We start from the raw sequence: 22,908 nt of genomic DNA on the forward strand, positions 1-22,908 counted from the left end.
CCGTGAGGTGACAGAGGGAGAGCCGTCAGGATGTCACGTCTCCACAGGACGGCCCGATCATGACCCACGTGATCCGCTGACTCCCTCGCGTCGGAGCCCCGTACGCAGGACACTTGTGACCGCAGTTGACAGCTGATCTCAGATGTTGCTCTCGGAGGGGGACCCATATGCGGGACAGCCATCGGGCCGAAGCCGAGCGGCTGTTGGTGCGGGCGGTGGAAGAAGAGGTGCGGCGCTCCGGCGGTCGCATCGACGGGGGCGTGCTGCTCTCGCGGGCCCGGGGCGCGCTGGACTCCATGGGGCAGACCGCCGCCGAGGAGTACGCCGCCTATACGCAGGCCGTCGACGAGGCGGCGGCCGGGCAGCTCTCCTTCGGGCAGCGCTACGCCAAGGAGGGGGCGGGAACTCCCCTGCTCGTGGCAGTCGTTGCGGCCGTCGCGGCATGTCTGTCCGACCTCGCACTCGGGACCGCGACCTCGACCGCCCTGGGCGCCGGCGCCGCTGTCGCCGTCGTCGGCGCGGCCACCACCGTGCTGAAGGTCACCGCGTCCCACGTGCCCGATGCCAGCCGCCGTGCCGGTGCGGTCAGCCAGCCGGGCGGGCCCGAACAGCTGCGGCTGCAGTGGCTGACAGCCCTCGAAGTGCGCGGCATCCGGCCCTTCTTCGACCAGCAGCGGGTGCTGCAGTCACCCTCGGGCAAGAAGAAGACCTCGCCGCAGCTGCGCGGCACGGACAAGAGCGCGGCAGCACGCAGGCGTTCCGTACTGGAGCAGTCCTTCACCCAACTGCCCGAGCCCGAAGGGCCGTTCGTCGGGCGACGTTCCGAACTCGCCCGTGTCGCCCAGTGGGTGCACGCCGCGCGGGCCAGCACCGAGACCCGGCCCACCGTCGTCGTGCTGCACGGGGCGCCGGGCTCCGGGCGGTCCTCGCTCGCCGTGCGGGCCGCGCACGATCTGCGGGACCAGTTCCGGGGCGCCTGTGTCGTCGATCTGCGGGGCGAGAGCTCACAGCCGCTGTCCACGCGGGACGCGCTCCTGCATCTGCTGAATCGATTGGGCGCCCCGCGCGAGCAGCTGCTGTTCCGTGAGCGTTCCTCGCAGGAACAGCAGGTCAAGCGGCTCAGCGAGCTCTACCACCAGTATCTGACGGGCCTCGCGGTGACCGTCGTGCTCGACGACGCGAGCGACCCGGAGCAGGTGCGCACCCTGGTGCCCGAGCGCTCCGACAGCCTCGTCCTCGTCACCGCCCAAAGGCCCCTGGAACTCCCCGCCGACCTTCCCGCCTGGGTGCACCAGCTGCCGGTGGCTCCGCTGGACGCGGCGGGCGCGGAGGAGCTCCTGAGGGAGGCGGCTCAGGACGCGTCCGGGCCCTACGACGCCGAATCCGCGGACGCGGTGCGGGAGTTGTGCGGCGGTCTGCCGCTCGCCCTGCGCGTCGCCGGGTCATCGATCGGCTCGCGCACGGCGACGCAGCTGGCCGCCGATCTGGCCGCGTACGGCCCTGTGGAACCGGTCGAGCGCGTCCTGTGGCTGCGCTACACCGACCAGAGCGAGCCCGCGCGCCGTCTCCTGCGCAGGCTCGCGCTCGCAGGGCGCGCGTCCCTGGGGGCGGCCGCGGCCGCGGCCCTGCTGGGGGCCGACGAGCAGGAGGCGGCCCGCCAGCTGACCGCGCTCTCGCGCGCGGGCCTCGTCGACCACGTGCGCGGCACCCGCTACCGGCTGCACGATCTCGTACGTGCCTTCGCGCTCGCCCGCCTCATCGACGAGGAGGAGCCCGGCGAGCGCACGGCCGCGCAGGAACGCCTGATCGTCAGCTACAGCGAGCTCGCAGGATCGGTGATCCGCCTGGTCGACGGCAAGATGTCGACGCGGGCGGGCCAGTTCGACCGGCACGGCTTCTCCTCGCTCGACGCGGCCCTGCGCTGGCTCGACGACGAGTCGAGCTTCATCACGGCGGCGCTGCGGCACGCGGAGGGCGTCGACCAGGACGCGGTGCTCCATCTCCTGGGCGCGCTGTGCGACTACTGCCTGCTGCGCGGTGACCTCTACCGCCTGGGCGAGATCAGCGAGCTCACGCAAGCCGTCGGGCAGGGGCTTCTCTCACGGAGCGTGCAGTGGCGCACCGGCATCGCGTCCCGTCAGCTCGGCGAGCTCGACCAGGCGCGCACGACCCTGACGTCGGTCGTGGATCTGTACATGGAGGCCCACCAGGACGCGGGCGCCGCCCTCGCCTTGTGCTCCCTGGGGATCACCCTGCACCACCAGGGCAATCTGACGGAGGCGTCGGCTCGCCTGCGCGAGGCCCTCGATCTCCAGGCCCCCGACGAGCTCGCCGGTGACCGCGCCTGGACGATGCACGCCCTCGCGGCGGTGGAGCGCGACCGCGCCAACCTCACGGAGGCGCTGCGGCTCCTGGAGGCCTCGCTCGTCCTGCACCGCGAGAACGACTCCCTGCACGGCGAGGCCTGGGCGCACTTCCAGCTGGGCCAGCTCTGCCTGCGCATGGGCGACGTACCGCGCGCGGAGGAGCAGCTGCGGGGCGCCCTCGACCTGTACGGGCGCACGCGTGACGGCCGGGGCGAGGCGTGGGCCCTGACGCAGCTCGCGCGGGCCCGTCTCGTCGACGGCGACGCCTCGGCCGCGGTCGACGGACTGCGGCAGGCGGTCTCCCGGCACCGCGACAACGAGGACGCGCGCGGCGAGGCGTGGAGCGCCTACTACCTGGGCCAGGCCCTTGAGGAGGCGGGCAGCCTTGACCAGGCGGTGCGCGAGCTCGAGCGCTCGCGGACGATGTTCTCGCGGATGCGGGACGTGTACGGCCTGGCCTGCGCGCGGCACCACTCGGCGCGGGTGACCCGGGACCAGCGCGCCGCCCAGACGGGCTCGCTGCGCAACTCCGGCTTCGCCCGCCAGCTCCTGGTGGACGCCCGGGCCGACTTCCAGCGCATCGGGGTCGCGCACGGCGAGGCCTGGACGTGTCTGGAGCTCGCGGTCGTGGACGCGGGGAACACGCGCGCCCAGCAGGCGCTCGCCCTGTGTGACGAGGCGGCGGCGCTGTTCGCGTCGTACGGCGACCGCCGGGGCGAGGACTGGGCCCGCTTCCTGCGCTGCACCCTGTTGCCCTACGGGTCGCCCGGCGGCTGGGAGATCGGCACCGCCGTCGCCCAGGAGGAGCTCAGCCAGCTGGCCCGCGCCGGTCACCCGACGCGCGACGGCAAGCTCGCCGACTACATGGAGGCGTTCGGCCTGCTCCTGGAGCGCGGCGCCGAGCTGGAGGCGGGCTGGCAGGCCTGGCGCCTGGGCATGGTGCCGAACCGCCACTCCCGAGAGGTGATGGGAGTGACGGTGACGAGAGCGGGCTAGCCCTTGCGGGCCTCGGCCTCGGCGGGCTTGCCCTCACCGGCGGAGGACTCCGCGGGCTTCGCCGCGTCCGCGGACTCCGCAGGCTCCTTGAAGTCGACCTTCCGCATGTGCTTGTTCATCGACTTCATCAGACCCCAGACGGCGAGAGCCATCACCGCGAAGACGATGAAGCCGAGAACACCCGGGGTCACCTTGTCATCGTCGACCTCTTTGGCGAGAGGGACGAGATGCGTCATTGCCAGATGTGCGTTCACGCTAGGCATTGTCGCGGATGCCCGCAAAGAGGTCGTCCTCGGGGAGGGATGTATCGACGAGCGACTTCGCGAGCTCGTACTCCTCCGTGGGCCAGACCTCCTTCTGGAGCTCCATCGGCACGCGGAACCAACCGCCCTCGGGGTCGATCTGCGTGGCGTGCGCGATCAGCGCCCGGTCGCGGACCTCGTAGAAGTCGGCGCAGGGAACGTGCGTGGTCAGCGTCCGCTCGACCCGCTCGAACTCGTCCCACCGCTTCAGCCAGTCCCCGTAGGGCGACTCCAGGCCCTTGTCGAGCATCGCCTGGTGCAGCGCCTCGGTGCGGGGGCGGTTGAAGCCCTGGTTGTAGTAGAGCTTCTGCGGCTGGAAGACCGGGCCGAACTCGCTCTCCGGGTACTTCTCACCGTCCGCCGCGCCGTCGAAGGCCACCATCGTGATCTTGTGGGTCATGATGTGGTCGGGGTGCGGATAGCCGCCGTTCTCGTCGTACGTCGTGATGACCTGCGGACGGAAGGAGCGGATCTGCCGGACCAGCTCACCGGCCGCCTTGTCGACGTCCTCAAGGGCGAAGCAGCCCTCGGGCAGCGGCGGCAGCGGGTCGCCCTCGGGCAGACCCGAATCGACGAAGCCGAGCCAGTCCTGCTTGACGCCGAGGATCTCGCGCGCCTCGTCCATCTCCTTCCTGCGCACCTCGTGGATGTTCTCCTGGATGTACTTGTCACCCTGGAGTTTGGGGTTGAGGATGTCGCCGCGCTCCCCGCCCGTGCAGGTCACGACATGCACGTCCACCCCCTCGGACACGTACTTGGCCATGGTGGCCGCGCCCTTCGACGACTCGTCGTCGGGGTGGGCGTGGACGGCCATCAGTCGCAGCTGCTCAGTCAAGACTCGATCCTCAGTGATCCGGCGCCCTGGTCAATTCGGCGCGATGGGCGGCTTCTATAGTGACGGAACCGGGGGGCGGAAAATTCCGGCATCCCCTTTTCCTGGAGGACGATCATGACGGCCGTGAGCGAGAAGCCCGCGGAGGGCCGATACGGCCACTCACGCTCGGCCGACGAGCGCGCGGACCGCAAGCTCAAGATCCTGGGCGGAGTCCTCGGCGCGCTCTTCCTGGTGATGATCGGCTGGTTCGGATACGACTACGTGTCCGGCACGAAGGTCAGCGGTGAAGTGATCAAGTTCGACGTCGTCTCGGACAGTGCGGTCAAGGTGCACCTGGAGGTGCGCAAGGACGCGGACGCCAAGGGCTACTGCACCCTGCGCTCCCAGGCCGAGGACGGCGAAGAGGTGGGTCGCGCGGACTTCCGCTTCGACCAGAACGAGGGTCGGATCGACAAGGTCGTCACGCTGCGCACCAAGGCGCAGGGGACGAGCGCCGAGCTCCTCGGCTGCCACTCCGACTGACGTCGCCCCGCCTCGGCCGGTCCCACGCGTCACACCGACCGTCCGACGCCCCGTCTGTACCGGCCCCCACCTGCGTCGACGTATTTCTGACGGCTTATGTCCTCCCCCTCACGCGCCTGAATTGTTAGGCTCGTGGTTTCGCCCACCCGTTAGGGAACATCCTTCTGGGTAGGGCGATGCTTTGTATTCCCAGTACCTACGAGGAGCACCTGTGACCCAGACCAGCGAGAACGTCACCTGGCTGACCCAGGAGGCGTACAACCAGCTCAAGGCCGAGCTGGAGTACCTGTCTGGTCCCGCGCGCACCGAGATCGCTACGAAGATCGCGGCGGCACGTGAGGAGGGCGACCTGCGCGAGAACGGCGGGTACCACGCGGCCAAGGAGGAGCAGGGCAAGCAGGAGCTCCGCGTCCGCCAGCTGACCCAGCTCCTGGAGCATGCGAAGGTCGGCGAGGCGCCGGCCGCGGACGGCGTGGTCGCGCCCGGCATGGTCGTGACGATCGCCTTTGACGGTGACGAGGACGACACCCTGACGTTCCTGCTCGCCTCGCGCGAGTACGCGAGCGCCGATATCGAGACGTACTCGCCGCAGTCCCCGCTCGGCAGCGGCGTGAACGGCAAGAAGATCGGCGAGGACGCGCAGTACGAACTGCCGAACGGCAAGCTCGCCTCGGTGAAGATCCTCCAGGCCAAGCCGTACCAGGCCTGAGACCTCTTCGTCCGCTGCGAAAGGCCCCCGGCGCCGAGCGCGCCGGGGGCCTTTCGCGTACGTGGAGTGGTGCAGGCGTCAGGCCGTGGCCGAGCGGTACTTGCGGACCGCCAGCGTCCGGAAGAGCACGACGATCAGGACCGAGTAGATCACCGAGGCCCAGACCGGGTGCTGCATGGGCCAGGCCGATGAGTCCGAGACGCCGGGATTGCCGAAGAGCTCGCGGCAGGCCTGGACCGTCGCGCTGAAGGGGTTCCAGTCGGCGACGTGCCTCAGCCAGGGCGTCATCTGGCTGGAGTCCACGAAGGCGTTCGAGATGAACGTGACCGGGAAGAGCCAGATCAGACCGCCGGAGGTCGCCGCCTCCGGCGTGCGTACCGAGAGGCCGATGAGCGCGCCGACCCAGGTGAACGCATAGCCGAGCAGGAGCAGAAGCCCGAAGGCGCCGAGAGCCTTTCCGATCCCCTCGTGGATGCGCCAGCCGACGAGGAGCGCCACGATCGCGAGGACCAGAAGGGTCAGCGCGGTCTGCACGAGGTCGGCGATGGTGCGCCCGGTGAGGACGGCACCGCGCGCCATGGGCAGCGACCGGAAGCGGTCGATGAGGCCCTTGTGCATGTCGTCGGCGATCCCGGCTCCCGCGCCGGCGGTGGCGAAGGTGACGGTCTGCGCGAAGATGCCCGCCATCAGGAAGTTGCGGTAGACGGACGGGTCGGTGCTGGCGCCGATCTTCATGGATCCGCCGAAGACGTAGCTGAACAGCACCACGAACATGATCGGCTGGATCAGGCCGAAGATGACCATCTCCGGGATCCGGGACATCCGGATGAGGTTGCGCTTGGCGACGACCAGGGAGTCCCTGACGGACTGGCCGATGCCGCCCGCGGGCCTGGGGCCCGCCGCGGGTTTGGTCACGATGCCGGTCGCGGAGCTCACTTGTCGGCCTCCTTCTCGGGCTCGGGCTGCGCGTCCTGGACGCCGTTCCCGTCGCCACCTGATGCGTCGACCTCGGCCACATGGCCCGTCAGCGAGATGAACACGTCGTCCAGGGTCGGGCGGCGCAGCCCGATGTCGTCGATCTCGACCCCGCGGGCGTCCAGCTCGCGGATGACCTCGGCGAGCAGCTTGGCGCCGCCTGCGACCGGGACCGTGAGCTTGCGGGTGTGGTTCTCGATGGCGACCTCGCCCTTGCCGAGGCCGCGCAGGACCTCCGTGGCCGAGGTGATGTGCTCGCGCTCGTGCACCACGACCTCGACGCGCTCGCCGCCCGTCTGCGCCTTGAGGTGGTCGGAGGTGCCGCGCGCGATGACGCGGCCGTGGTCGATGACGCAGATGTCGTGCGCGAGGTGGTCGGCCTCTTCGAGGTACTGGGTGGTGAGCAGCAGGGTCGTGCCGCCCGACACCAGCTCCTGGATGACCTCCCAGAGCTGCTGCCGGTTGCGCGGGTCGAGGCCGGTGGTCGGCTCGTCCATGAACATCACCGGGGGTGACACCACGAGCGCTGCCGCGAGGTCGAGACGGCGGCGCATGCCTCCCGAATACGTCTTGGAGGGGCGGTCGGCGGCGTCGGCGAGATTGAACCGGTCGAGCAGCTCGCCCGCCCTGACCTTCGCCTCCTTCGCCTTCATCTGGTAGAGCTGGCCGACCATCTGGAGGTTCTCGCGGCCGGTCAAGTACTCGTCGACGGCGGCGAACTGGCCCGAGAGGCCGATCGAGCGCCGTACTTCGTTCGGATGTTTCAGTACGTCGATGCCCGCGACGACCGCACGGCCGCTGTCCGGCGTCAGAAGCGTCGTCAGACAGCGCACCGCGGTGGTCTTGCCCGCGCCGTTCGGCCCGAGGAGGCCGAGCACGGTGCCTTCCGGGACATCCAGATCGACGCCGTCCAGAGCCCTTACGTCGCCGAAGGTCTTCACCAGTCCTTCGGCGTAGATGGCGCCTGGCATGTGGGTTCCCCCAGTGGTTTGGGTGACTTCCTACGGAAAGCTTAGATTTGCCGGTTATGACGTGCCCGGCGACCAGTGACGTGAGCCACATCATAACGCGATACATCGCGTCTCTTCAACGGGATTGGCGAAGCCTGTGGATAACGCAAAATAGCGGGGAACGGCGCCCGACGCAGGGGAATTCGGGGGTGCCCACGCCGCCGTCAGCCGATGACGGTGTAACCCGCCTCGCGCAGTGCCGAGCCGACCTCGGTGCAGTGCGCGGGCCCCTTGGTCTCCAGGTGCAGCTCCACCTCCACCTCCGTGAGTCCGAGGCGCGGATCCGTCCGCACGTGGCCCACGTCGAGGACGTTGGCGTCGACCACCGACAACACCCCGAGGAGCGTGGCAAGCGCTCCGGGCCGGTCCGTCAGGCGCAGGCGCAGCGACAGGTAGCGGCCCGCCGCGGCCATGCCGTGACGCAGGATCCGCTGCATCAGGAGCGGGTCGACGTTGCCGCCCGACAGGAGCGCGACCACCGGGCCCTCGAACTCGCGCGGCCTGCTCAAAAGCGCCGCCACGGGGCTCGCGCCCGCCGGCTCGACGACCATCTTGGCCCGCTCCAGGCAGAGCAGCAGCGCGCTGGACAGCTCGTCCTCGGAGACGGTGAAGATGTCGTCGAGCAGCTCGTCGATGATCCGGAACGGCACGTCGCCGGGGCGCCCGACCTTGATGCCGTCGGCCATCGTCGCCGGGTTCTCGATCGCCACCGGATGGCCCGCCGCGAGCGAGGGCGGATATGCCGCGGAGCCCGCGGCCTGCACACCGATCACCTTGACGTCCGGGCGCAGCGACTTGACCGCCACCGCGATGCCGGCGGCCAGCCCGCCGCCGCCGACGCCCAGGACCAGGGTGCGCAGCTCGGGGCACTGCTCCAGGATCTCCAGGCCCACCGTGCCCTGCCCCGCGATGATGTCGGGGTGGTCGAAGGGGTGGATGAAGACCGCGCCCGTCTCGTGGGCGTACTCCTGGGCGGCGGCCAGCGTCTCGTCGACCACCTGGCCGTGCAGCCTGACCTCCGCGCCGTACTCCCGGGTCGCGGCGACCTTGGGCAGCGGGGCGCCCACCGGCATGAAGACCGTGGACCGCACACCGAGCAGCGAGGACGCGAGCGCCACGCCCTGCGCGTGGTTTCCGGCGCTCGCGGCGACCACACCGGCCGCGCGCTCCTCGGGGAGCAGGCCCGCGATCCGTACGTACGCCCCGCGCAGCTTGAACGAGCCCGTCCGCTGGAGGTTCTCGCACTTGAAGTGCACCGGGGCGCCCACCAGCTGCGACAGGTGCCTGCTGCCTTCCATCGCCGTCATCCTGGACACACCCGAGAGCATCTTCTGGGCACCGCGCACGTCGTCGAGGGTCACCGTCGGCGAGGAGTGAGGCGTGCGGTAGCTCATGACCGCAAGTCTCCCAGTTCACACCTGGGTCCTCCTGCGGTGACCACGTGCCGAGACTGGTTTGCGCAGCGCCGGTACGTCCCGCGTCCCGGCCGCGTACCCTGTCCCCCAACCCATCGCCCTCGCATGAAGTGAGCCCCCGGCCATGCCCACAACTCCGGACATGACGACCGCCAGCGATCCCGGCCTCCTCGACACGCTGCAGCACCAGGTGGCCGTGTTCGCCCGCCGTGCGGAGCAGACGCGCCTCGGCGGCGTAGGACAGGTCCGCAACTCCATGGACCGCGCCGCGTACCTGCTGCTCAACCGCCTCGACAAGGAGGGGCCGATGGGCGTCAAAGCACTCGCGGCGAGCATGGGCATCGACTCCTCGACGGTCACCCGGCAGGTCGCCCCGCTGGTCGACACGGGGCTCGTCAAGCGCACCTCGCACCCCGACGACGGCCGCGCCGTGGTGCTCCAGCTGTCGCCGCGCGGCGAGGCACGCCTCAACGAAGTGCGGTCATCGCGGCGTGACCTCATGGCAGAGCTGACCGGTGACTGGTCCCCGGAGGAGCGCGAAAGCTTCTGCACGCTCCTCACGCGCTTCAATTCCGCGCTCTCCGCCCGCCAGACCTCGCAGGCGGCTCCGGACGCGCCTGCTTCCTGAGACCGACAGCCCCGGGGCGCCCGCCTCTTGACCCGGGCCGTGTGCCTGGCCTCATATGAGACCGGGGGCCCGGTGCCCTCCAGGCGGGAGGCGCGGTGCGCGAACGGCAGGCGTTCCTGAACGCCCGCCGGGCCCGGGAGTTCGAGGCGTTCGTCGCGGGCGCGGCAGGGCGGCTGCTGCATGCCGCGACGCTGCTCACCGCCGAACCGCCGGACGCCAACCCACGCGCGCGTGGCCTGCTGACCGCGTCTCTCGCGCATTCGTACGCGGCCTGGGACCGGATGCGCGGCGAGGACCCGTACGACCGCACGCGCCAGCAGCTGGCCATCCGCTTCGCCCGCGGGGCCTGGCGGCGCCGCCGTGGCCACGGCGGCGTCCTGGCCCGGCTCACGCCCCAGGAGCGGCTGATTCTCGTGCTGCGGCTCTACGAGGGCGTCGCCGAGGAGCAGACGGCGGCGCTGCTCGGCCTGCCCGCCGACCGGGTCGAGGCGATCTGCGTCCGCGCGATGGAGACGGTCCTGCACCCGCCGCGCGGCCCGGCGCCGACGCTCCCCCTGGGAGAGGCGGCACCGTCATGAACCAGTACGACCGCAAGGCCGGCGCGTGCCGCCGGCTCCTGGACGGCGGCACGCCCCCCTCCGCGCCACCCGAGCTCTACGAGGATGCGGTCCGCCGCGGCAGCCGCATGCTGCGCCGCAGAAGGGCCCTGCGCCGGCTGCTGTGGCTCCTGCTGCTCGTGGCGGCGATCGCCTTCGTGGTCTGGGCTTCGGTCGAGCAGCCATGGGTGGAGCCGCCTTCGGAGACGACTCCACCCCTCACCCGCTGGTGACCGGGGGCCGGGGCGAGACCTAGCCCAGCGCCTGCTGCAGGTCGGCCAGCAGGTCGTCGGCGGACTCGATGCCCACCGAGAGGCGGACCAGGTCCGCGGGGACCTCGAGGGCCGAGCCCACCACGGAGGCGTGCGTCATCCGTCCCGGGTGCTCGATCAGGGACTCCACACCGCCAAGCGACTCCCCCAGGGTGAACAGCTTCGCGCGGTCGCAGACGGCGACCGCCGCCTCCTCGCCCCCGGCGACCTGGAAGGAGACCATCCCGCCGAACGCCTTCATCTGCTTGGCCGCGGTCTCGTGACCGGGGTGCTCCGGAAGCCCGGGGTACAAAACACGCGTCACGCGCGCGTGCCGCGTCAGCATCTCGGCGATCTTCGTCGCGTTCTCGCTGTGCCGGTCCATCCGGACGGCCAGCGTCTTGATGCCGCGAAGGACCAGCCACGCGTCGAAGGGACCGGCCACCGCGCCCATCGCGTTCTGGTGGTACGCCAACTCCTCGCCGAGCTCGGCGTCGTTGACGACCAGCGCGCCGCCCACGACGTCCGAGTGCCCGCCCATGTACTTCGTCAGGGAGTGCACGACGATGTCCGCGCCGAGCGCGAGCGGCTGCTGGAGGTAGGGGCTCGCGAAGGTGTTGTCGACGACGAGCCGGGCCCCCGTCTCCTTGGCGACCTGTGCGACGGCGGCGATGTCCGTGATGCCGAGCAGCGGGTTGGAGGGGGTCTCCACCCAGATCGCCTTCGTACGGTCGGTCACCGCGGCCCGTACCGCCGCCGGGTCGGAGGTGTCGGCGACCGACCACTCGACGCCCCACCGGGAGACGACCTTCGCGAAGAGCCGGAACGTGCCGCCGTACGCGTCATTGGGGATGACCACGTGGTCACCGGGAGCGAGCAGCGTACGCAGGAGGCAGTCCTCGGCGGCCAGGCCGGACGCGAAGGCGAGCCCGCGCCTGCCGCCCTCAAGGGCAGCCAGGTTCTCCTCCAGGGCGGTACGGGTGGGGTTGGCGCTGCGGCTGTACTCGTAGCCGCCGCGCAGCCCGCCGACGCCGTCCTGCTTGTACGTCGACACCTGATAGATCGGCGGGACGACCGCGCCGGTGAGCGGGTCCGCGGTATTCCCCGCGTGGATCGCGACGGTCTCGAAACTCTGGCTGCTGAACGTGTCACTCATGTGGCCAGAGCCTAGTCCGGGACGGCGAGAGAGCAGACGAGATCGAGACTGGTTCGCCAAGTGTCAGACCAGTCTGGTTCGCTTGTACTCATGGAGATTCTCTGGGTGCTGATGGCGGCGATCATGATCGCCGCGGTTCTGGGACCGTTCCTGCTGCGCAGGCGCGGCGGAATCCGCCAGGTCGCCCCCGGTTCACCGGACGCCGCGGACCCGGCGAACTACGGCTTCGCGCGTCAGGAGGAGCTGGACATCCGCATGCCGGGCCCGGACCACGACCTCCTGGACGTCCTGGACGTGGTCCAGCAGTCGCAGAGCTGGAAGGCGGCCTCTCAGCTGCTCGCGGGCACCGAGGTGCACGGCGAGGCGCGCTGGCAGCGCGTGCAGGCGTTCGCGGGCGCGGCGTCCCTGGAGCTGCAGGAGCGGCCCGGCGGGGTCGGCGACCAGCCTGGTGGGCAGTGGCTGCGGGTGTGGCGGGCCGAGGCGCCGAAGGACGCGGGCGGCGCGGCGGTGCACGCGGAGTTCCTCGTCCAGCAGGCCTGGCGCTCCTCGACGGTCGGGACGGACGAGTTCCGGATCATCCTGGAGGAGGCGAGGGAGGCCTGCGCGCAGGCGGCGCTCCTCTCTCCCGGCGACCCCGTCCCGTACATCGTCCAGCTCTCGATCGCGCGCGGCCTCGGGTACCCGCGCGAGGAGTTCGAGCAGCTGTGGCTGAAGATCCTGGACCGCGCGCCCGCGCACATGGGGGCGCATCTTGCGGCCCTGCACTACTGGTGCGAGAAGTGGCACGGCTCGCGCGAGCTGGCCGCCACCTTCACGGAGGCCGCTGCGGCCCGCGCCCCCAAGGGCTCGCTCCTGTCCGCACTCCCGCTCTTCGCGGTGTACGAGCACCTGCCCGAGGTGAACCTCGTCCGCGGTTTCCACGAGAGCGAGGTCGTGACGAAGGCCGTCGAGGGCGCGCTGTACGCGGTGCACTCGGCCCGCCCCGATGACCCGATGCTGGCGCACGTGCGCCACCTCCTGCTGTACTTCCTGGTCCGCGGCGAGCGCTGGGCGGAGGCGATGAACCAACTGATCCACGTGGACGGCCACATCGGCGCCCTGCCCTGGACGGAGGCCCACGACCCGGCCGCGGACTACGCCGTGTTCCGCGCACTCGCGGTCGCGGGATACGAGGCGAACGGCGGCAGCCCGGCGACGCTGTCGCACTGAGCCCCGCCGAGGAATGCGGCTTCCTCAGAGCACGTTGACGTAAGAGCCGCGCGACCACGCTGCATCCCGCCCCAGGAGGAAAGCCCCCATGCTCTTCGGCCGTACGCCCGAGCTCCCCACCCCCGAGCAGGCCCTCAAGGGCCGTGCGACCCCCGAATTCGAGGTCCCCTCCCGCCACACGGTCCTCGGCAACCCGCTCCTGGGTCCCTACCCCGACGGCCTGGAGATCGCGGACTTCGGCCTCGGCTGCTTCTGGGGGGCGGAGCGCAAGTTCTGGCAGACGCAGGGCGTCTGGACGACGTACGTCGGGTATCAGGGCGGCTCCACCGAGAACCCTTCCTACGAGGAGGTGTGCTCGGGCCTGACCGGCCACGCGGAGGTGGTCCGCGTGGTCTTCGACCCCACCCAGGTCTCGTACGCGGCGCTCCTGAAGCTCTTCTGGGAGTCCCACAACCCCACGCAGGGCTTCCGCCAGGGCAACGACGTGGGCACCCAGTACCGCTCGGCGATCTACACGCACTCCGCCGACCAGGAAGCGGGGGCGGTGGCGTCCCGCGACGCGTACCAGCAGGTCCTCACGTCCGCGGGCCACGGCGAGATCACCACGACGATCCTCCCGGCGGCCCCCCGCCCGTTCTGGCCGGCCGAGGGCTACCACCAGCAGTACCTGGACAAGAACCCGGACGGGTACTGCGGGATCGGCGGAACAGGCCTCCAGCTGGACAGCCCGTCGGAGACGAACTGGGGTCGGGCCTGCCCGACGGGAATCACCCCGGCCCCCACGGCGGAATAGCACGCGCTTCACGGCCCCCTCGGGCGCGTACGCTCCCGGCTCGAAGCGTTATCCGGAGTCGGAGGGCGAATACGCGACGGTGCTGGACCGGTACAACACCGTCCTCGACGAACTCTTCGCGGGGACGGACGTGTTCGTGGTGACCATGGACTGGGCAACGGCGCCGGACGGGCCCTGCATCCCGGCCGAGCGCGCGGTTCTGCACCCCGGCGGCATCCGCTGGTGGACCCGGCAGGACCGTGACGATCCCGACCCCGAAATTCCACACCGACACCCACCTGGGGTGGTGGATACGCCGAAGTCCCGTATCGGTGACGAAAACCTCCCCGAGTGTTCCCGAGTGTCTCGTCGGCGACAGCACGCAGCAGCGGGTCGACGCAGCGTCCGCTGAGCGCGACCGGCTTCGTCTCGCCCATGCCGGATGGCTCTCCACCCAGCCGGGCGGGCTGTGAGCTCGTAGGCTCCGCCCATGCTTCTCTGGATCAACGGCCCCTTCGGCGGCGGCAAGACGCAGACCGCGTACGAGCTTCGGCGGCGGCTTTCGGGCAGTGTCGTGTGCGATCCGGAGCACATCGGGTTCGGGCTGCACAGGATGATGCCGCCGTCACTGCGCGGGGACTTCCAGGATCTTCCGGCCTGGCGGCAGGGTGTGTACGAAGTGCTCGACCTCGCCCTCGCGAAGCACGACGGCACGGTGATCGTGCCGATGACCGTCGTGGAGCCGGCGTACTTCGAGGAGACCGTCGGGCGGCTGCGTGAACGCGGCCATGACGTCCGGCACTTCGCGCTGCTCGCCGAGCGCCGGACGGTCCTGCGGCGCCTGCGCGAGAGGGGTTTCGGGCACGCGTTGCGCGTGGTGGGCGGGAAGGACGCCCCGCTGCGGCGCGAGAGTTTCGCCGTGTCGAAGCTCGACCTGTGCCTGGACCGCCTGCGCGAGCCGCTGTTCGCGGAGCATCTGTGGACCGACCGCCTCACCGTTCCCCAGGTCGCCGACCACGTCGCCGCCGCGTCGGGCCTGGCACTCGCCCCGAACACGGACAACGCGCTGACCGGCAGGCTGCGCCGCGCCCGGACGGGGGCCAGGCACATCCGCTTCGACTGACCGGCGCCGCCGGGCGCTCTGCCGTCGGCGAATCTGCTGCAGGGCGAGATGCCTTACGCGGCAGGCGCGGTCGGTCGAAGGTGGTGGGACAGGACAGCGCGGCCCGCAGGTGAGCCGCCCCACCCACCGTCAGGAGGACCAACGATGCCGACCGTCGTCAGTACCCCGCGAGCAGCCTCCGAGGGCGAGACGCCCTCGACGCGGTTCGACGATCATCTGGCCGCGCAACTGCTGACCCAGCGGATCATCTTCCTCGGGACCCAGGTCGACGAGGTGTCCGCGAACCGCGTGTGCGCGCAGATGCTGCTGCTCTCCGCCGAGGACCCGCGGACCGACATCAGTCTGTACATCAACAGCCCGGGCGGGTCCGTCACCGCGGGACTCGCCATCTACGACACCATGCGACTGATCCCGAACGACGTGTCGACCCTCGCCATGGGGTTCGCCGCCAGCATGGGGCAGTTCCTGGTGACCGTCGGCACCGCGGGGAAGCGGTACGCCCTGCCCAACGCGCGGATCATGATGCACCAGCCGTCCGCCGGCATCGGCGGCACCACCGCCGACATCGCCATCCAGGCCGAGAACCTGGAGTTCACGAAGACGTCCGTCGAGCGGATCACCGCCGAGCACACCGGTCAGTCGCAGGAGACCATCTCGCGTGACGGTGATCGCGACCGGTGGTTCACCGCCGAGCAGGCCAAGGAGTACGGGATGGTCGACCGGGTGCTCGACTCGCTGGCCGATGTGCGGCCTGCCGCGTCGAAGCCGCGTATGGGACTGGGGGTCTGAGCGACATGAGCCAGTACACGATTCCCACCGTCGTCGAGCGCACTCCCCAGGGCGAGCGCGCCTACGACATCTACAGCCGGCTCCTCTCGGAGCGGATCATCTTCCTCGGGACCGAGATCGACGACGGGGTGGCCAACGTCGTCATCGCGCAGCTGCTGCATCTCGAGTCCTCGAACCCCGAGCGTGAAGTCGCCATCTACATCAACTCGCCCGGGGGTTCCTTCACTTCGCTCATGGCCATCTACGACACCATGAGCTTCATCAGCGCACCCATCTCGACGTTCTGCGTCGGGCAGGCCGCCTCCACCGCCGCCGTCCTCCTCGCCGGAGGCGACCCCGGGCGGCGGTTCGTCCTCGAACACTCGCGCGTACTGCTCGGGCAGCCCGCGAGCGGCGGGCAGCAGGGAACCGTCTCCGACCTCAGCCTCCAGGCCAAGGAGATGCTGCGGATCCGCTCGCAGGTGGAGGACGTCCTGTCCCGGCACTCGGGGCACGATGTCGCCACGCTGCGCGCGGACATGGACCGCGACAAGGTCTTCACCGCCGAGGACGCGGTGGCGTACGGACTCGCCGACGAGGTCCTCAGCCGGCGGATGCTCGCCGCGGCCTGATCCCGTCAGGCCGCCAGGCGGATGTCTCCCTGGCGCGGGCGCGTCGGCTGCGGGGGAGCGTGCCGGACCAGCTCGGTCTGGGCCAGGGAGAGCAGGTCCGCCAGGCTCAGGCCGAGCGCGCGGGCGCCGGCCGCGAGGACTTCGGAGGAAGCCTCCTTGCGGCCGCGCTCCAGCTCGGAGAGGTACGGCATCGAGATGCGGGCCGCCTCGGCGACGTCCTTGAGCGTACGTTCCTGAGCGAGGCGCTCGCGGCGCAGCACGTCACCGACCACGTCACGCCACAGGGGCTCTTTCGCCGCCGGTGGCACGGGAGTTGTCACGGGAGTTGCGCGCACGGGGGCGGGGCGGGGCGACGCGGTCCGCTCCGAGCGTGGGCGCGGGCGCAACGGGATGACGCGGGCCTGCCGCTCGGTCTGCCGACCCTGCTCCGGCTCGTGGTACCGCTCTTGGCTGCTCACCCTCTCAGAGTAGAAGCCACCCCGGCCGCCGGTCAGCGATCAGCGTTCTGCCCCCGGCGAACGCCTCACGTCAGCGCCTGGGCGAGCGCCTCCGTCGCCTTGACCACCCACGCGGGGTCACCGTGCCGCATCCCCCAGTGCGTCGCCGTCACCGCCCGCGCCTGCGCCCATCTCCTGGCCCGTTCACGGTCGACCTCGGCCGCGTCGGCGAACACGGCGAGTCGGCGCAGGGCCGCGGCGCGGGGATCGGACGCGGTGAGCAGGGGCTCGAAGCGGGTGCGGAGCAGCGTGATCGAGTCGTACGCCGGGTCGCCGACATAGCCCTTGGGGTCGATGGCGAGCCAGGGGTCGTGTTCCGAACCTTCCGACCTCTCCGGCCTCTCCGACCTCTCCGACCTCAGAACGTTGGTGAAGTGCAGGTCTCCGTGGATGAGGGTGTCGGGCTGATCCTGGCCCAGTTCCCGCACGGTCCCGATCGCGGCTGCCACCACGCGGGCCGGCAGCGGCGACCCCAACTCCCGGTCCTCGTCCCGCAGTTCACACTCCCACTCGGCCACGAGCGAGCTCATTCGCGGCAGCCCCGGCGGTGCGGGCACGGCGAGGCGGCGTGCCAGGCGCCCGGCGACGGCCACCGCCTCGTCGGTGTCCTCGACATCGGCCAGCGAACCCCCGCCCTCTCCGGCCTCCGCTCCCGCCCGCTCGAGCAGCATCGCGAACCGCGCGTCGTCCCGCTCGTACAGCCGGACCGCGCCCCGGCCCGACCACGCCGCGAAGGCGTCCGGCTCGTGCACGTTGCCGGGGTGCGGGAAGGAGATCTTCAGGACGGCGGGCGTCCCGCCCTGCCGCCGTCTCACGGGGACGACGATGCCGACCTGCCCGTGCGTGACCGCTGCCGCCGGCTCGCACTTCCAGCGCCGGAGCAGGTCACCGGCCAGCTCCGGCAGCGTCGCGAGCCAGGCCCTGCCCCGCTCGCCCTCCCGCTGGACCGTGCTCAGCGCGAAGCTCTCTGGTACCTCGATGGGTGTCCCGGTCATCCCGGCACCCTAGCGAGGACGGCGGATGGCTACGGTTCACCCCATGCCCTTCGCTGAAGCCGCCGACGGCACCGCCCTGCACTACGAGGTCCACGGCTCCGGCCGCCCCTTGGTCCTGCTCAGCGGGCAGTCCAACAGCCGCCGCTGGTGGGACCCGGTACGGGGCGGCTTCGACGCCGCGTACACGACCGTCGTACTGGACTGGCGCGGCACCGGCGAGAGCGGCCGCCCCGACGCCGACAGCTACAGCACGCCCGGCTTCGCCCGCGACGTCGTCGCCGTGCTCGACCACGCGGGGATCGACCGCGCCCATGTGTACGGGACGTCGATGGGCGGCAGGGTCGGCCAGTGGCTCGCCGCCGATCATCCCGAGCGGGTCGACCGGCTCGTCCTCGGCTGTACGTCGCCGGGGGCGCCGCACGGCGTCGAACGCGGACCCGAGGTGCGCGCCGCGCTCAGTCAGGGCGACGCGGCGGCAGCGCGCCGCGCCCTGCTGGAGCTGATGTACTCCCCCGGCTGGCTCGCCCGGCAAGGGGAACGGCGGGTGTTCCACACCCTCGGCGATCCGGACATGCTCCCGCACGCCCGCCGGCGCCATCTGCGGGCCAGCGCCCGGCACGACTCCTGGGACGCGCTGCCGCGGATCACGGCGCCGACCCTGGTCGTGCACGGCACCGACGACGTGTTCAACCCGGCCGCCAACGCGCCCCTGCTCGCACAACGCGTTCCCGGGGCGCGGATGCGGCTCATCTCCGGTGCGCGGCACGCGTACTTCGAGGAGTTCGCGGAGGTCGCGACGCCGCTCGTGCTCGGTTTCCTGGCGGAGGGCAGGCCCTAGCTTCCGCTGCCGTACGGCCTGGTGAGGATCTCCAGGCTGTGGCCGTTCGGGTCGTCCCAGTACGCGCCACGGCCGCCGTCGTTGGTGTTGATCTCGCCCACGACCGTGTGGTGCGGGTCGGCCCAGTAGGTGAGTCCCGCGTCCGCGATGCGGCCGAAAATGGCGTCGAACTCGTCCTCGGAGACCAGGAAGGCGTAGTGCTGGGGGGTGATCGGTCCGCCGTCGCTGTCCATGTAGTCCAGCGTGACGCCGTTCGGGATCTCGACGGGGATGAACGGCCCGTACTGGGGGCTCACTTCGAGGCCGAGGATGTCGGCGAGGAACTGAGCCGACGCCTTCTTGTCCTCCGCGGTGACGATGGTGTGGTTGAGCTCGATGGACATCGTGCGACCTCTTCCCTGCTTCGTCTGAAGTGCCGTGCTGATGTCCACCACCCTAGGCACGCGGCCTGCCCCCGGCATCGGCCACACGACCCCCCACCTGGTGCGCAATGCGGCCTAGGGCCGCGGGCCGAGTCGAGTTCCGGCCACGCGGCCCCCGGGCAGGAGCGGGCATTCTCAGATCGTGGCCGCGTCGATCACGAAGCGGTAGTGCACGTCACTGGCCAGGACACGCTCGTACGCCTCGTTGATCCGGTCGGCGTCGATCAGCTCGATCTCCGCGCCCAGGCCGTGCTCGGCGCAGAAGTCCAGCATTTCCTGGGTCTCCTGGATGCCGCCGATGCCGGAGCCGGCGAGGGTCTTGCGGCCCGCGATGACGGAGAAGAGGTTGAGCGAGACGGGCTCCTCGGGAGCGCCGACGTTCACCATGGCGCCGTCCGTCCGCAGCAGGCTCAGGTACTTGTCCAGCGGGAGCGGCGCGGAGACCGTCGAGACGATCAGGTCGAACGAGCCGGCGAGCTGCTCGAAGGTCGCGTCGTCGCTGGTCGCGTAGTAGTGGTCGGCGCCCAGCTTCAGGCCGTCGTCCTTCTTGCGCAGGGACTGCGAGAGGACGGTGACCTCGGCGCCCATCGCGTGCGCGATCTTGACGCCCATGTGGCCGAGGCCGCCGAGACCGACGATCGCGACCTTCTTGCCGGGGCCTGCGTTCCAGTGGGCGAGCGGGGAGTACGTGGTGATGCCGGCGCACAGGAGCGGCGCGGCGACGTCCAGGGAGAGGCCGTCGGGGATGCGCAGGGTGAAGGCCTCGTCGACGACGATGTGCGTGGAGTAGCCGCCGTAGGTGGGCTCGCCGCTCTTGTCGAGGGCGTTGTACGTCTGGATGTTGCCCTTGGCGCAGTACTGCTCCAGGCCTGCCCTGCAGTTGTCGCACTCGCGGCAGGAGTCGACCATGCAGCCGACGCCGACGCGGTCGCCGACCGCGAACTTGGTGACGGCGGAGCCGACCTCGGTGACGACACCGGCGATCTCGTGGCCCGGGACCATCGGGAAGATGCCCTCACCCCAGCCGTCCCGGGCCTGGTGGATGTCCGAGTGGCAGATGCCGGCGTACTTGATGTCGATCAGCACGTCGGACTCGCCCACCGGGCGGCGCGGGACGGTGGTCCGCTCCAGGGGGGCCTTGGCGGAGGGCGCGGCGTAAGCGGAGACGGTGGTGGTGCTGGTCTGTGCGGTCATGTCGTCAACCGTGCCAGCCTCGCGGGCATCTACCCAGGTCACGGCTTTGCGTACGTCCAGTGGTCCTACTACTGGTGGGGACAGGCTCAGATGCGTAGGACCCCGGATACTGGAATGTATGGACGCCGACGCCGCGCAGCCCCCGCACTCCCCCGCCCCCGAGCCGCCGGAGCCCCTCGACGGCCGTGCCGAGCTCAGCGAGTTCCTGCGCACCCGCAGGGCCCGGCTGCAGCCGGAGGACGTCGGCCTGCCGAACTTCGGGCGCCACCGGCGGGTGCCGGGGCTGCGCCGCGAGGAGCTCGCGCAGCTCGCGGGGGTGTCCGTGGCGTACTACACGCGTCTTGAGCAGGGCAACGGCCGCAATGTCTCGGGCGAGGTCCTCGACGCGATCGCCCGTGCCCTGCGCCTGACGGACGCCGAGCACGCCCATCTGACGCATCTGGCCAAGCCGAAGCAGCACAAGAAGAAGCGCGCGGCCCGCCCGCAGCGTGTGCGGCCCGCGCTGCTCCAGCTCATCGACACGATGGACGGCGTCCCCGCGTATGTGGCAGGACGCCGCACGGACATCCTCGGCTGGAACCGCATGGCCGCCGCGCTCTTCGGCGACTGGGGAGCGCTGGCGCCCGAGGAGCGGAACTGGGCGCGCATCTGCTTTCTGCGGCCCGAGTCACGCGTCCTGTTCCTGGACTGGGACCAGAAGGCGTCGGACATCGTGAGCTTCCTGCGGATGGACGCGGGCTGCTATCCGAACGATCCGCTCCTGTCGGCCCTGGTCGGCGAGCTCTCCGTGAAGAGCGAGGAGTTCCGGAGCCTGTGGGCCACGCATGACGTGCGGGAGAAGGGCCACGGCGTCAAGCGCCTGCACCACTCCCTGGTGGGCGATCTGACCCTGTCGTACGAGACGCTCCGGCTGCCCGACGACCACGACCAGTCACTGATCACGTACCACGCGGAGCCGGACTCGGCGTCGGCCGACGCGCTGCGGCTGCTCGCCAGCTGGGGAGCGGACGCGACGCGCGCCGGTGCGGCGGGCGCGGGGAACTAGCTCTCCGCACCGCCCGCCGCACAGGCCTCACGGCTGGTACGGGGGCGCCGCGCCCCAGTTCCACAGCGGCACCGGCTGGTCGGCGGGGCGGCTCACGTCGGGGCCCGAGAAATAGACCGCGAGACGGGTGCCCCACTCGACGTAGGCGACGAAGGCGGACCGGAACTCGGCGTCCGTCGGCAGGCCCGCGTCGTCCGCCGCGTCCTGCATGAGGTTGACCCAGCGGCGGCGCTGCGGCTCGGAGATGCCCTTGCCGAGGTGCTTGCCGACCATTTCGGCGTGCCCGCCGTGTTCGCTCGAGTACGTGGCCGGGCCGCCGAAGACCTCGCCGAGCCACTGGGCGACGTGCAGGGCGTGCTCGGCGGGCAGGCCGGCGAAGAGCGGGGCGAGCAGGTCGTCCTTGAGGACCTTCTCGTAGAAGACCTCCGTCAGGCGCGCGAGGTTCTCCTCGCCACCCGCCCACGCGTACAGGGTCGGTGTGGAGGCGCCCGTGCCGCGCACGGCGGTGGGGGTGTAGTGGCGCATCTCCTCGATGTTCTCGACGTACGGGCGGATCTCCGCGAAGAAGTCACGGAAGAGCTCCGAGCGCCTGAAGCCCTCCAGGTGGTCCTTGGTCGACGTCCACGTGATGCGGAGGATGAAGTGCTCGAAGTCCTCCTCGCAGCGGGTGAGTTCGTAGTCGACGCAACTGGGGGCCGCCGCGAGCGGGACGGCGGCGCGGGTGTACGCGGAGAGGAACTCCGCGGAGCACTCGGGGGGTATGCGGTAGCGGATGTACTCGACGGTGTGGGCGGTCATGTGACGTCGGCTTCCTGTGCGGTGGGTGGTGCCGGCACGCGCGCTCCCCAGTCCCACAACGCCTGCAGGACCGGGCCGAGTTCTTTCCCGTGGGGGGTGAGTTCGTAGGTGACCGTGGGGGGCCAGCCGGGTGTCCTGGTACGCAGGACGACACCCGCGGCGACCAGCCGGCCGAGCCGCTCCGTCAGTACCTTGTCCGACAACTCCGGCAGCGTGGAGGCCAGTTCGCTGTACGCGTAGGAGCCGTTCCGCAGCAGTTCACGGACGATCAGGGTGGTCCAGCGCCCACGCAGGGCGGCGAGGGTGATCTCCACGGGGCAGCCGGGCGTGGGTGCGCCGACGCGTGCCCTGGGGTCGTCAGGGAGCCCCTGGCCCGCGCCCTGGCTTACCGTTCGGTGAGTCACGAGGGCGCCTCCTACTGTGCGGTGGTCGAGCTGTCCCAGAAGGGTTGCCCATGTCGAACATTCCTCTGCCCACCCGCGCCGCCGATGTCCCCGCGGCCTTCGCCGAGCGGTTCAACAGCGGCGATCCGGGGGCGGTGCGCGAACTGTACGAGGAGAGCGCCGCGTTCGTGCCGGAGTCGGGGAAGCCGGTACACGGGATCGCCGAGATCACCAGGGAGAACGGCCCGTTCCTCGCGATCGGTCTGCCCATCTCCGTGCGCCCCCGCCGTGTGCACGTATCCGGCGACATCGCGCTGCTCGTCGTCGACTGGGAGATCGAGGGCGTCGTGCGGTCCACCGCCACGGACGTGGCGAGGCGCGGCGCCGACGGGTACTGGCGATACGTGATCGACAGCCCTTTCGGCGCCGCGCCCGGCGTGAGCGGCTAGCTCACGCGACGACCTGCCCGCG

Annotated in this window: 27 protein-coding genes; 15 read left to right on the forward strand and 12 right to left on the reverse strand. The window is 70.8% G+C overall.

Going from position 1 to position 22,908, the window contains the following annotated elements; all coding sequences use genetic code 11:
* The first annotated feature begins 167 nt into the window (after positions 1-167).
* Positions 168-3,362, forward strand: a complete 3,195-nt coding sequence (locus ACZ5WE_RS37210) for a tetratricopeptide repeat protein (protein WP_467695884.1) — start codon at positions 168-170, stop codon at positions 3,360-3,362.
* Here ACZ5WE_RS37210 and ACZ5WE_RS37215 read toward each other — a convergent pair.
* Together ACZ5WE_RS37215 and mca are read right to left on the reverse strand one after the other, a co-directional pair.
* Complete coding sequence (locus ACZ5WE_RS37215) at positions 3,359-3,598, reverse strand: hypothetical protein (RefSeq protein ID WP_467695911.1); 240 nt, start codon at positions 3,596-3,598, stop codon at positions 3,359-3,361. The two genes, ACZ5WE_RS37210 and ACZ5WE_RS37215, sit on opposite strands and share 4 nt — an antisense overlap.
* A gap of 19 nt (positions 3,599-3,617) precedes the next feature.
* Positions 3,618-4,499, reverse strand: coding sequence for a mycothiol conjugate amidase Mca (mca, locus tag ACZ5WE_RS37220; protein ID WP_467695882.1), 882 nt, complete (start codon positions 4,497-4,499; stop codon positions 3,618-3,620).
* A gap of 114 nt (positions 4,500-4,613) precedes the next feature.
* On the opposite strand from mca, the gene ACZ5WE_RS37225 reads away from it, so the two are divergent.
* Positions 4,614-5,021: a DUF4307 domain-containing protein gene (locus ACZ5WE_RS37225; protein ID WP_467695880.1), complete on the forward strand. Its 408-nt coding sequence runs from the start codon at positions 4,614-4,616 to the stop codon at positions 5,019-5,021.
* A 211-nt stretch (positions 5,022-5,232) separates the two neighbouring features.
* Complete coding sequence (gene greA / locus ACZ5WE_RS37230; protein ID WP_397714122.1) at positions 5,233-5,730, forward strand: transcription elongation factor GreA; 498 nt, start codon at positions 5,233-5,235, stop codon at positions 5,728-5,730.
* A 78-nt stretch (positions 5,731-5,808) separates the two neighbouring features.
* Here the strand turns inward: greA and ACZ5WE_RS37235 are convergent, their stop codons facing one another.
* The 3 genes from ACZ5WE_RS37235 to ilvA form a co-directional block, all read right to left on the reverse strand.
* A complete protein-coding gene (locus ACZ5WE_RS37235; RefSeq protein ID WP_467695909.1) occupies positions 5,809-6,648 on the reverse strand; it encodes an ABC transporter permease in 840 nt (279 codons plus the stop codon).
* A gap of 14 nt (positions 6,649-6,662) precedes the next feature.
* Positions 6,663-7,676 carry an ATP-binding cassette domain-containing protein gene (locus ACZ5WE_RS37240; RefSeq protein WP_467695878.1) on the reverse strand — a complete coding sequence of 338 codons (1,014 nt, stop codon included), beginning with the start codon at positions 7,674-7,676 and terminating at the stop codon, positions 6,663-6,665.
* Between the two features lie 203 nt (positions 7,677-7,879).
* Positions 7,880-9,109: a threonine ammonia-lyase gene (gene ilvA, locus ACZ5WE_RS37245; protein WP_467695876.1), complete on the reverse strand. Its 1,230-nt coding sequence runs from the start codon at positions 9,107-9,109 to the stop codon at positions 7,880-7,882.
* Positions 9,110-9,254: 145 nt separating this feature from the next.
* Between ilvA and ACZ5WE_RS37250 the strand changes: the two genes are divergently transcribed.
* The 3 genes from ACZ5WE_RS37250 (at position 9,255) to ACZ5WE_RS37260 (ending at position 10,587) form a co-directional block, all read left to right on the forward strand.
* The gene (locus ACZ5WE_RS37250; RefSeq protein WP_467695875.1) at positions 9,255-9,758 is read left to right on the forward strand and encodes a MarR family winged helix-turn-helix transcriptional regulator; all 504 of its coding nucleotides are present in this window, start codon (positions 9,255-9,257) and stop codon (positions 9,756-9,758) included.
* 95 nt (positions 9,759-9,853) lie between these two features.
* Positions 9,854-10,336, forward strand: a complete 483-nt coding sequence (locus ACZ5WE_RS37255) for a sigma factor-like helix-turn-helix DNA-binding protein (RefSeq protein WP_467695873.1) — start codon at positions 9,854-9,856, stop codon at positions 10,334-10,336.
* The gene (locus ACZ5WE_RS37260) at positions 10,333-10,587 is read left to right on the forward strand and encodes a hypothetical protein (protein WP_467695872.1); all 255 of its coding nucleotides are present in this window, start codon (positions 10,333-10,335) and stop codon (positions 10,585-10,587) included. The genes ACZ5WE_RS37255 and ACZ5WE_RS37260 overlap by 4 nt, the downstream gene beginning before the upstream one ends.
* Positions 10,588-10,606: 19 nt before the next feature.
* Here the strand turns inward: ACZ5WE_RS37260 and ACZ5WE_RS37265 are convergent, their stop codons facing one another.
* Positions 10,607-11,761: a cystathionine gamma-synthase gene (locus ACZ5WE_RS37265; RefSeq protein WP_467695870.1), complete on the reverse strand. Its 1,155-nt coding sequence runs from the start codon at positions 11,759-11,761 to the stop codon at positions 10,607-10,609.
* 90 nt (positions 11,762-11,851) lie between these two features.
* On the opposite strand from ACZ5WE_RS37265, the gene ACZ5WE_RS37270 reads away from it, so the two are divergent.
* From ACZ5WE_RS37270 to ACZ5WE_RS37295, 6 genes are all read left to right on the forward strand, one after another.
* Positions 11,852-12,970 carry a hypothetical protein gene (locus ACZ5WE_RS37270; RefSeq protein WP_467695869.1) on the forward strand — a complete coding sequence of 373 codons (1,119 nt, stop codon included), beginning with the start codon at positions 11,852-11,854 and terminating at the stop codon, positions 12,968-12,970.
* Positions 12,971-13,058: 88 nt separating this feature from the next.
* Positions 13,059-13,763, forward strand: a complete 705-nt coding sequence (gene msrA, locus ACZ5WE_RS37275; RefSeq protein ID WP_467695868.1) for a peptide-methionine (S)-S-oxide reductase MsrA — start codon at positions 13,059-13,061, stop codon at positions 13,761-13,763.
* A 79-nt stretch (positions 13,764-13,842) separates the two neighbouring features.
* Positions 13,843-14,154: a DUF3885 domain-containing protein gene (locus ACZ5WE_RS37280; RefSeq protein ID WP_467695867.1), complete on the forward strand. Its 312-nt coding sequence runs from the start codon at positions 13,843-13,845 to the stop codon at positions 14,152-14,154.
* A gap of 78 nt (positions 14,155-14,232) precedes the next feature.
* Positions 14,233-14,865: an AAA family ATPase gene (locus ACZ5WE_RS37285; RefSeq protein ID WP_467695865.1), complete on the forward strand. Its 633-nt coding sequence runs from the start codon at positions 14,233-14,235 to the stop codon at positions 14,863-14,865.
* A gap of 144 nt (positions 14,866-15,009) precedes the next feature.
* Positions 15,010-15,654, forward strand: coding sequence for an ATP-dependent Clp protease proteolytic subunit (locus ACZ5WE_RS37290; protein WP_467695864.1), 645 nt, complete (start codon positions 15,010-15,012; stop codon positions 15,652-15,654).
* A gap of 5 nt (positions 15,655-15,659) precedes the next feature.
* On the forward strand, positions 15,660-16,265 hold the full coding sequence (locus ACZ5WE_RS37295) for a ClpP family protease (RefSeq protein WP_467695862.1): 606 nt from the start codon (positions 15,660-15,662) through the stop codon (positions 16,263-16,265).
* 5 nt (positions 16,266-16,270) lie between these two features.
* On the opposite strand, the gene ACZ5WE_RS37300 is transcribed toward ACZ5WE_RS37295, so the two are convergent.
* Positions 16,271-16,723, reverse strand: a complete 453-nt coding sequence (locus ACZ5WE_RS37300) for a helix-turn-helix domain-containing protein (protein WP_467695860.1) — start codon at positions 16,721-16,723, stop codon at positions 16,271-16,273.
* Between the two features lie 65 nt (positions 16,724-16,788).
* Positions 16,789-17,757 (reverse strand): aminoglycoside phosphotransferase family protein, encoded by a 969-nt coding sequence (locus tag ACZ5WE_RS37305; RefSeq protein ID WP_467695858.1) that lies wholly within the window; start codon positions 17,755-17,757, stop codon positions 16,789-16,791.
* Between the two features lie 43 nt (positions 17,758-17,800).
* Here ACZ5WE_RS37305 and ACZ5WE_RS37310 point away from each other — a divergent pair, with 43 nt between their 5' ends.
* Positions 17,801-18,595, forward strand: coding sequence for an alpha/beta fold hydrolase (locus ACZ5WE_RS37310; RefSeq protein ID WP_467695856.1), 795 nt, complete (start codon positions 17,801-17,803; stop codon positions 18,593-18,595).
* Here the strand turns inward: ACZ5WE_RS37310 and ACZ5WE_RS37315 are convergent.
* Both ACZ5WE_RS37315 and ACZ5WE_RS37320 read right to left on the reverse strand, forming a co-directional pair.
* Positions 18,592-18,978 carry a VOC family protein gene (locus tag ACZ5WE_RS37315; protein ID WP_467695854.1) on the reverse strand — a complete coding sequence of 129 codons (387 nt, stop codon included), beginning with the start codon at positions 18,976-18,978 and terminating at the stop codon, positions 18,592-18,594. The genes ACZ5WE_RS37310 and ACZ5WE_RS37315 overlap by 4 nt on opposite strands.
* Before the next feature lie 174 nt (positions 18,979-19,152).
* Positions 19,153-20,211 (reverse strand): NAD(P)-dependent alcohol dehydrogenase, encoded by a 1,059-nt coding sequence (locus ACZ5WE_RS37320; protein WP_467695853.1) that lies wholly within the window; start codon positions 20,209-20,211, stop codon positions 19,153-19,155.
* Positions 20,212-20,329: 118 nt separating this feature from the next.
* Between ACZ5WE_RS37320 and ACZ5WE_RS37325 the strand changes: the two genes are divergently transcribed.
* Positions 20,330-21,256 carry a helix-turn-helix domain-containing protein gene (locus tag ACZ5WE_RS37325; RefSeq protein WP_467695852.1) on the forward strand — a complete coding sequence of 309 codons (927 nt, stop codon included), beginning with the start codon at positions 20,330-20,332 and terminating at the stop codon, positions 21,254-21,256.
* Between the two features lie 27 nt (positions 21,257-21,283).
* Here ACZ5WE_RS37325 and ACZ5WE_RS37330 read toward each other — a convergent pair whose 3' ends face one another.
* Both ACZ5WE_RS37330 and ACZ5WE_RS37335 read right to left on the reverse strand, forming a co-directional pair.
* Positions 21,284-22,054, reverse strand: a complete 771-nt coding sequence (locus ACZ5WE_RS37330) for a globin domain-containing protein (protein WP_467695850.1) — start codon at positions 22,052-22,054, stop codon at positions 21,284-21,286.
* The gene (locus tag ACZ5WE_RS37335; protein WP_467695848.1) at positions 22,051-22,458 is read right to left on the reverse strand and encodes a winged helix-turn-helix transcriptional regulator; all 408 of its coding nucleotides are present in this window, start codon (positions 22,456-22,458) and stop codon (positions 22,051-22,053) included. Before ACZ5WE_RS37335 ends, ACZ5WE_RS37330 begins: the two co-directional genes overlap by 4 nt.
* 50 nt (positions 22,459-22,508) lie before the next feature.
* On the opposite strand from ACZ5WE_RS37335, the gene ACZ5WE_RS37340 reads away from it, so the two are divergent.
* Positions 22,509-22,886, forward strand: a complete 378-nt coding sequence (locus tag ACZ5WE_RS37340; RefSeq protein WP_467695846.1) for a YybH family protein — start codon at positions 22,509-22,511, stop codon at positions 22,884-22,886.
* Positions 22,887-22,908: the final 22 nt, after the last annotated feature.

The sequence above is a fragment of the Streptomyces sp. NPDC033180 genome (assembly GCF_055577645.1).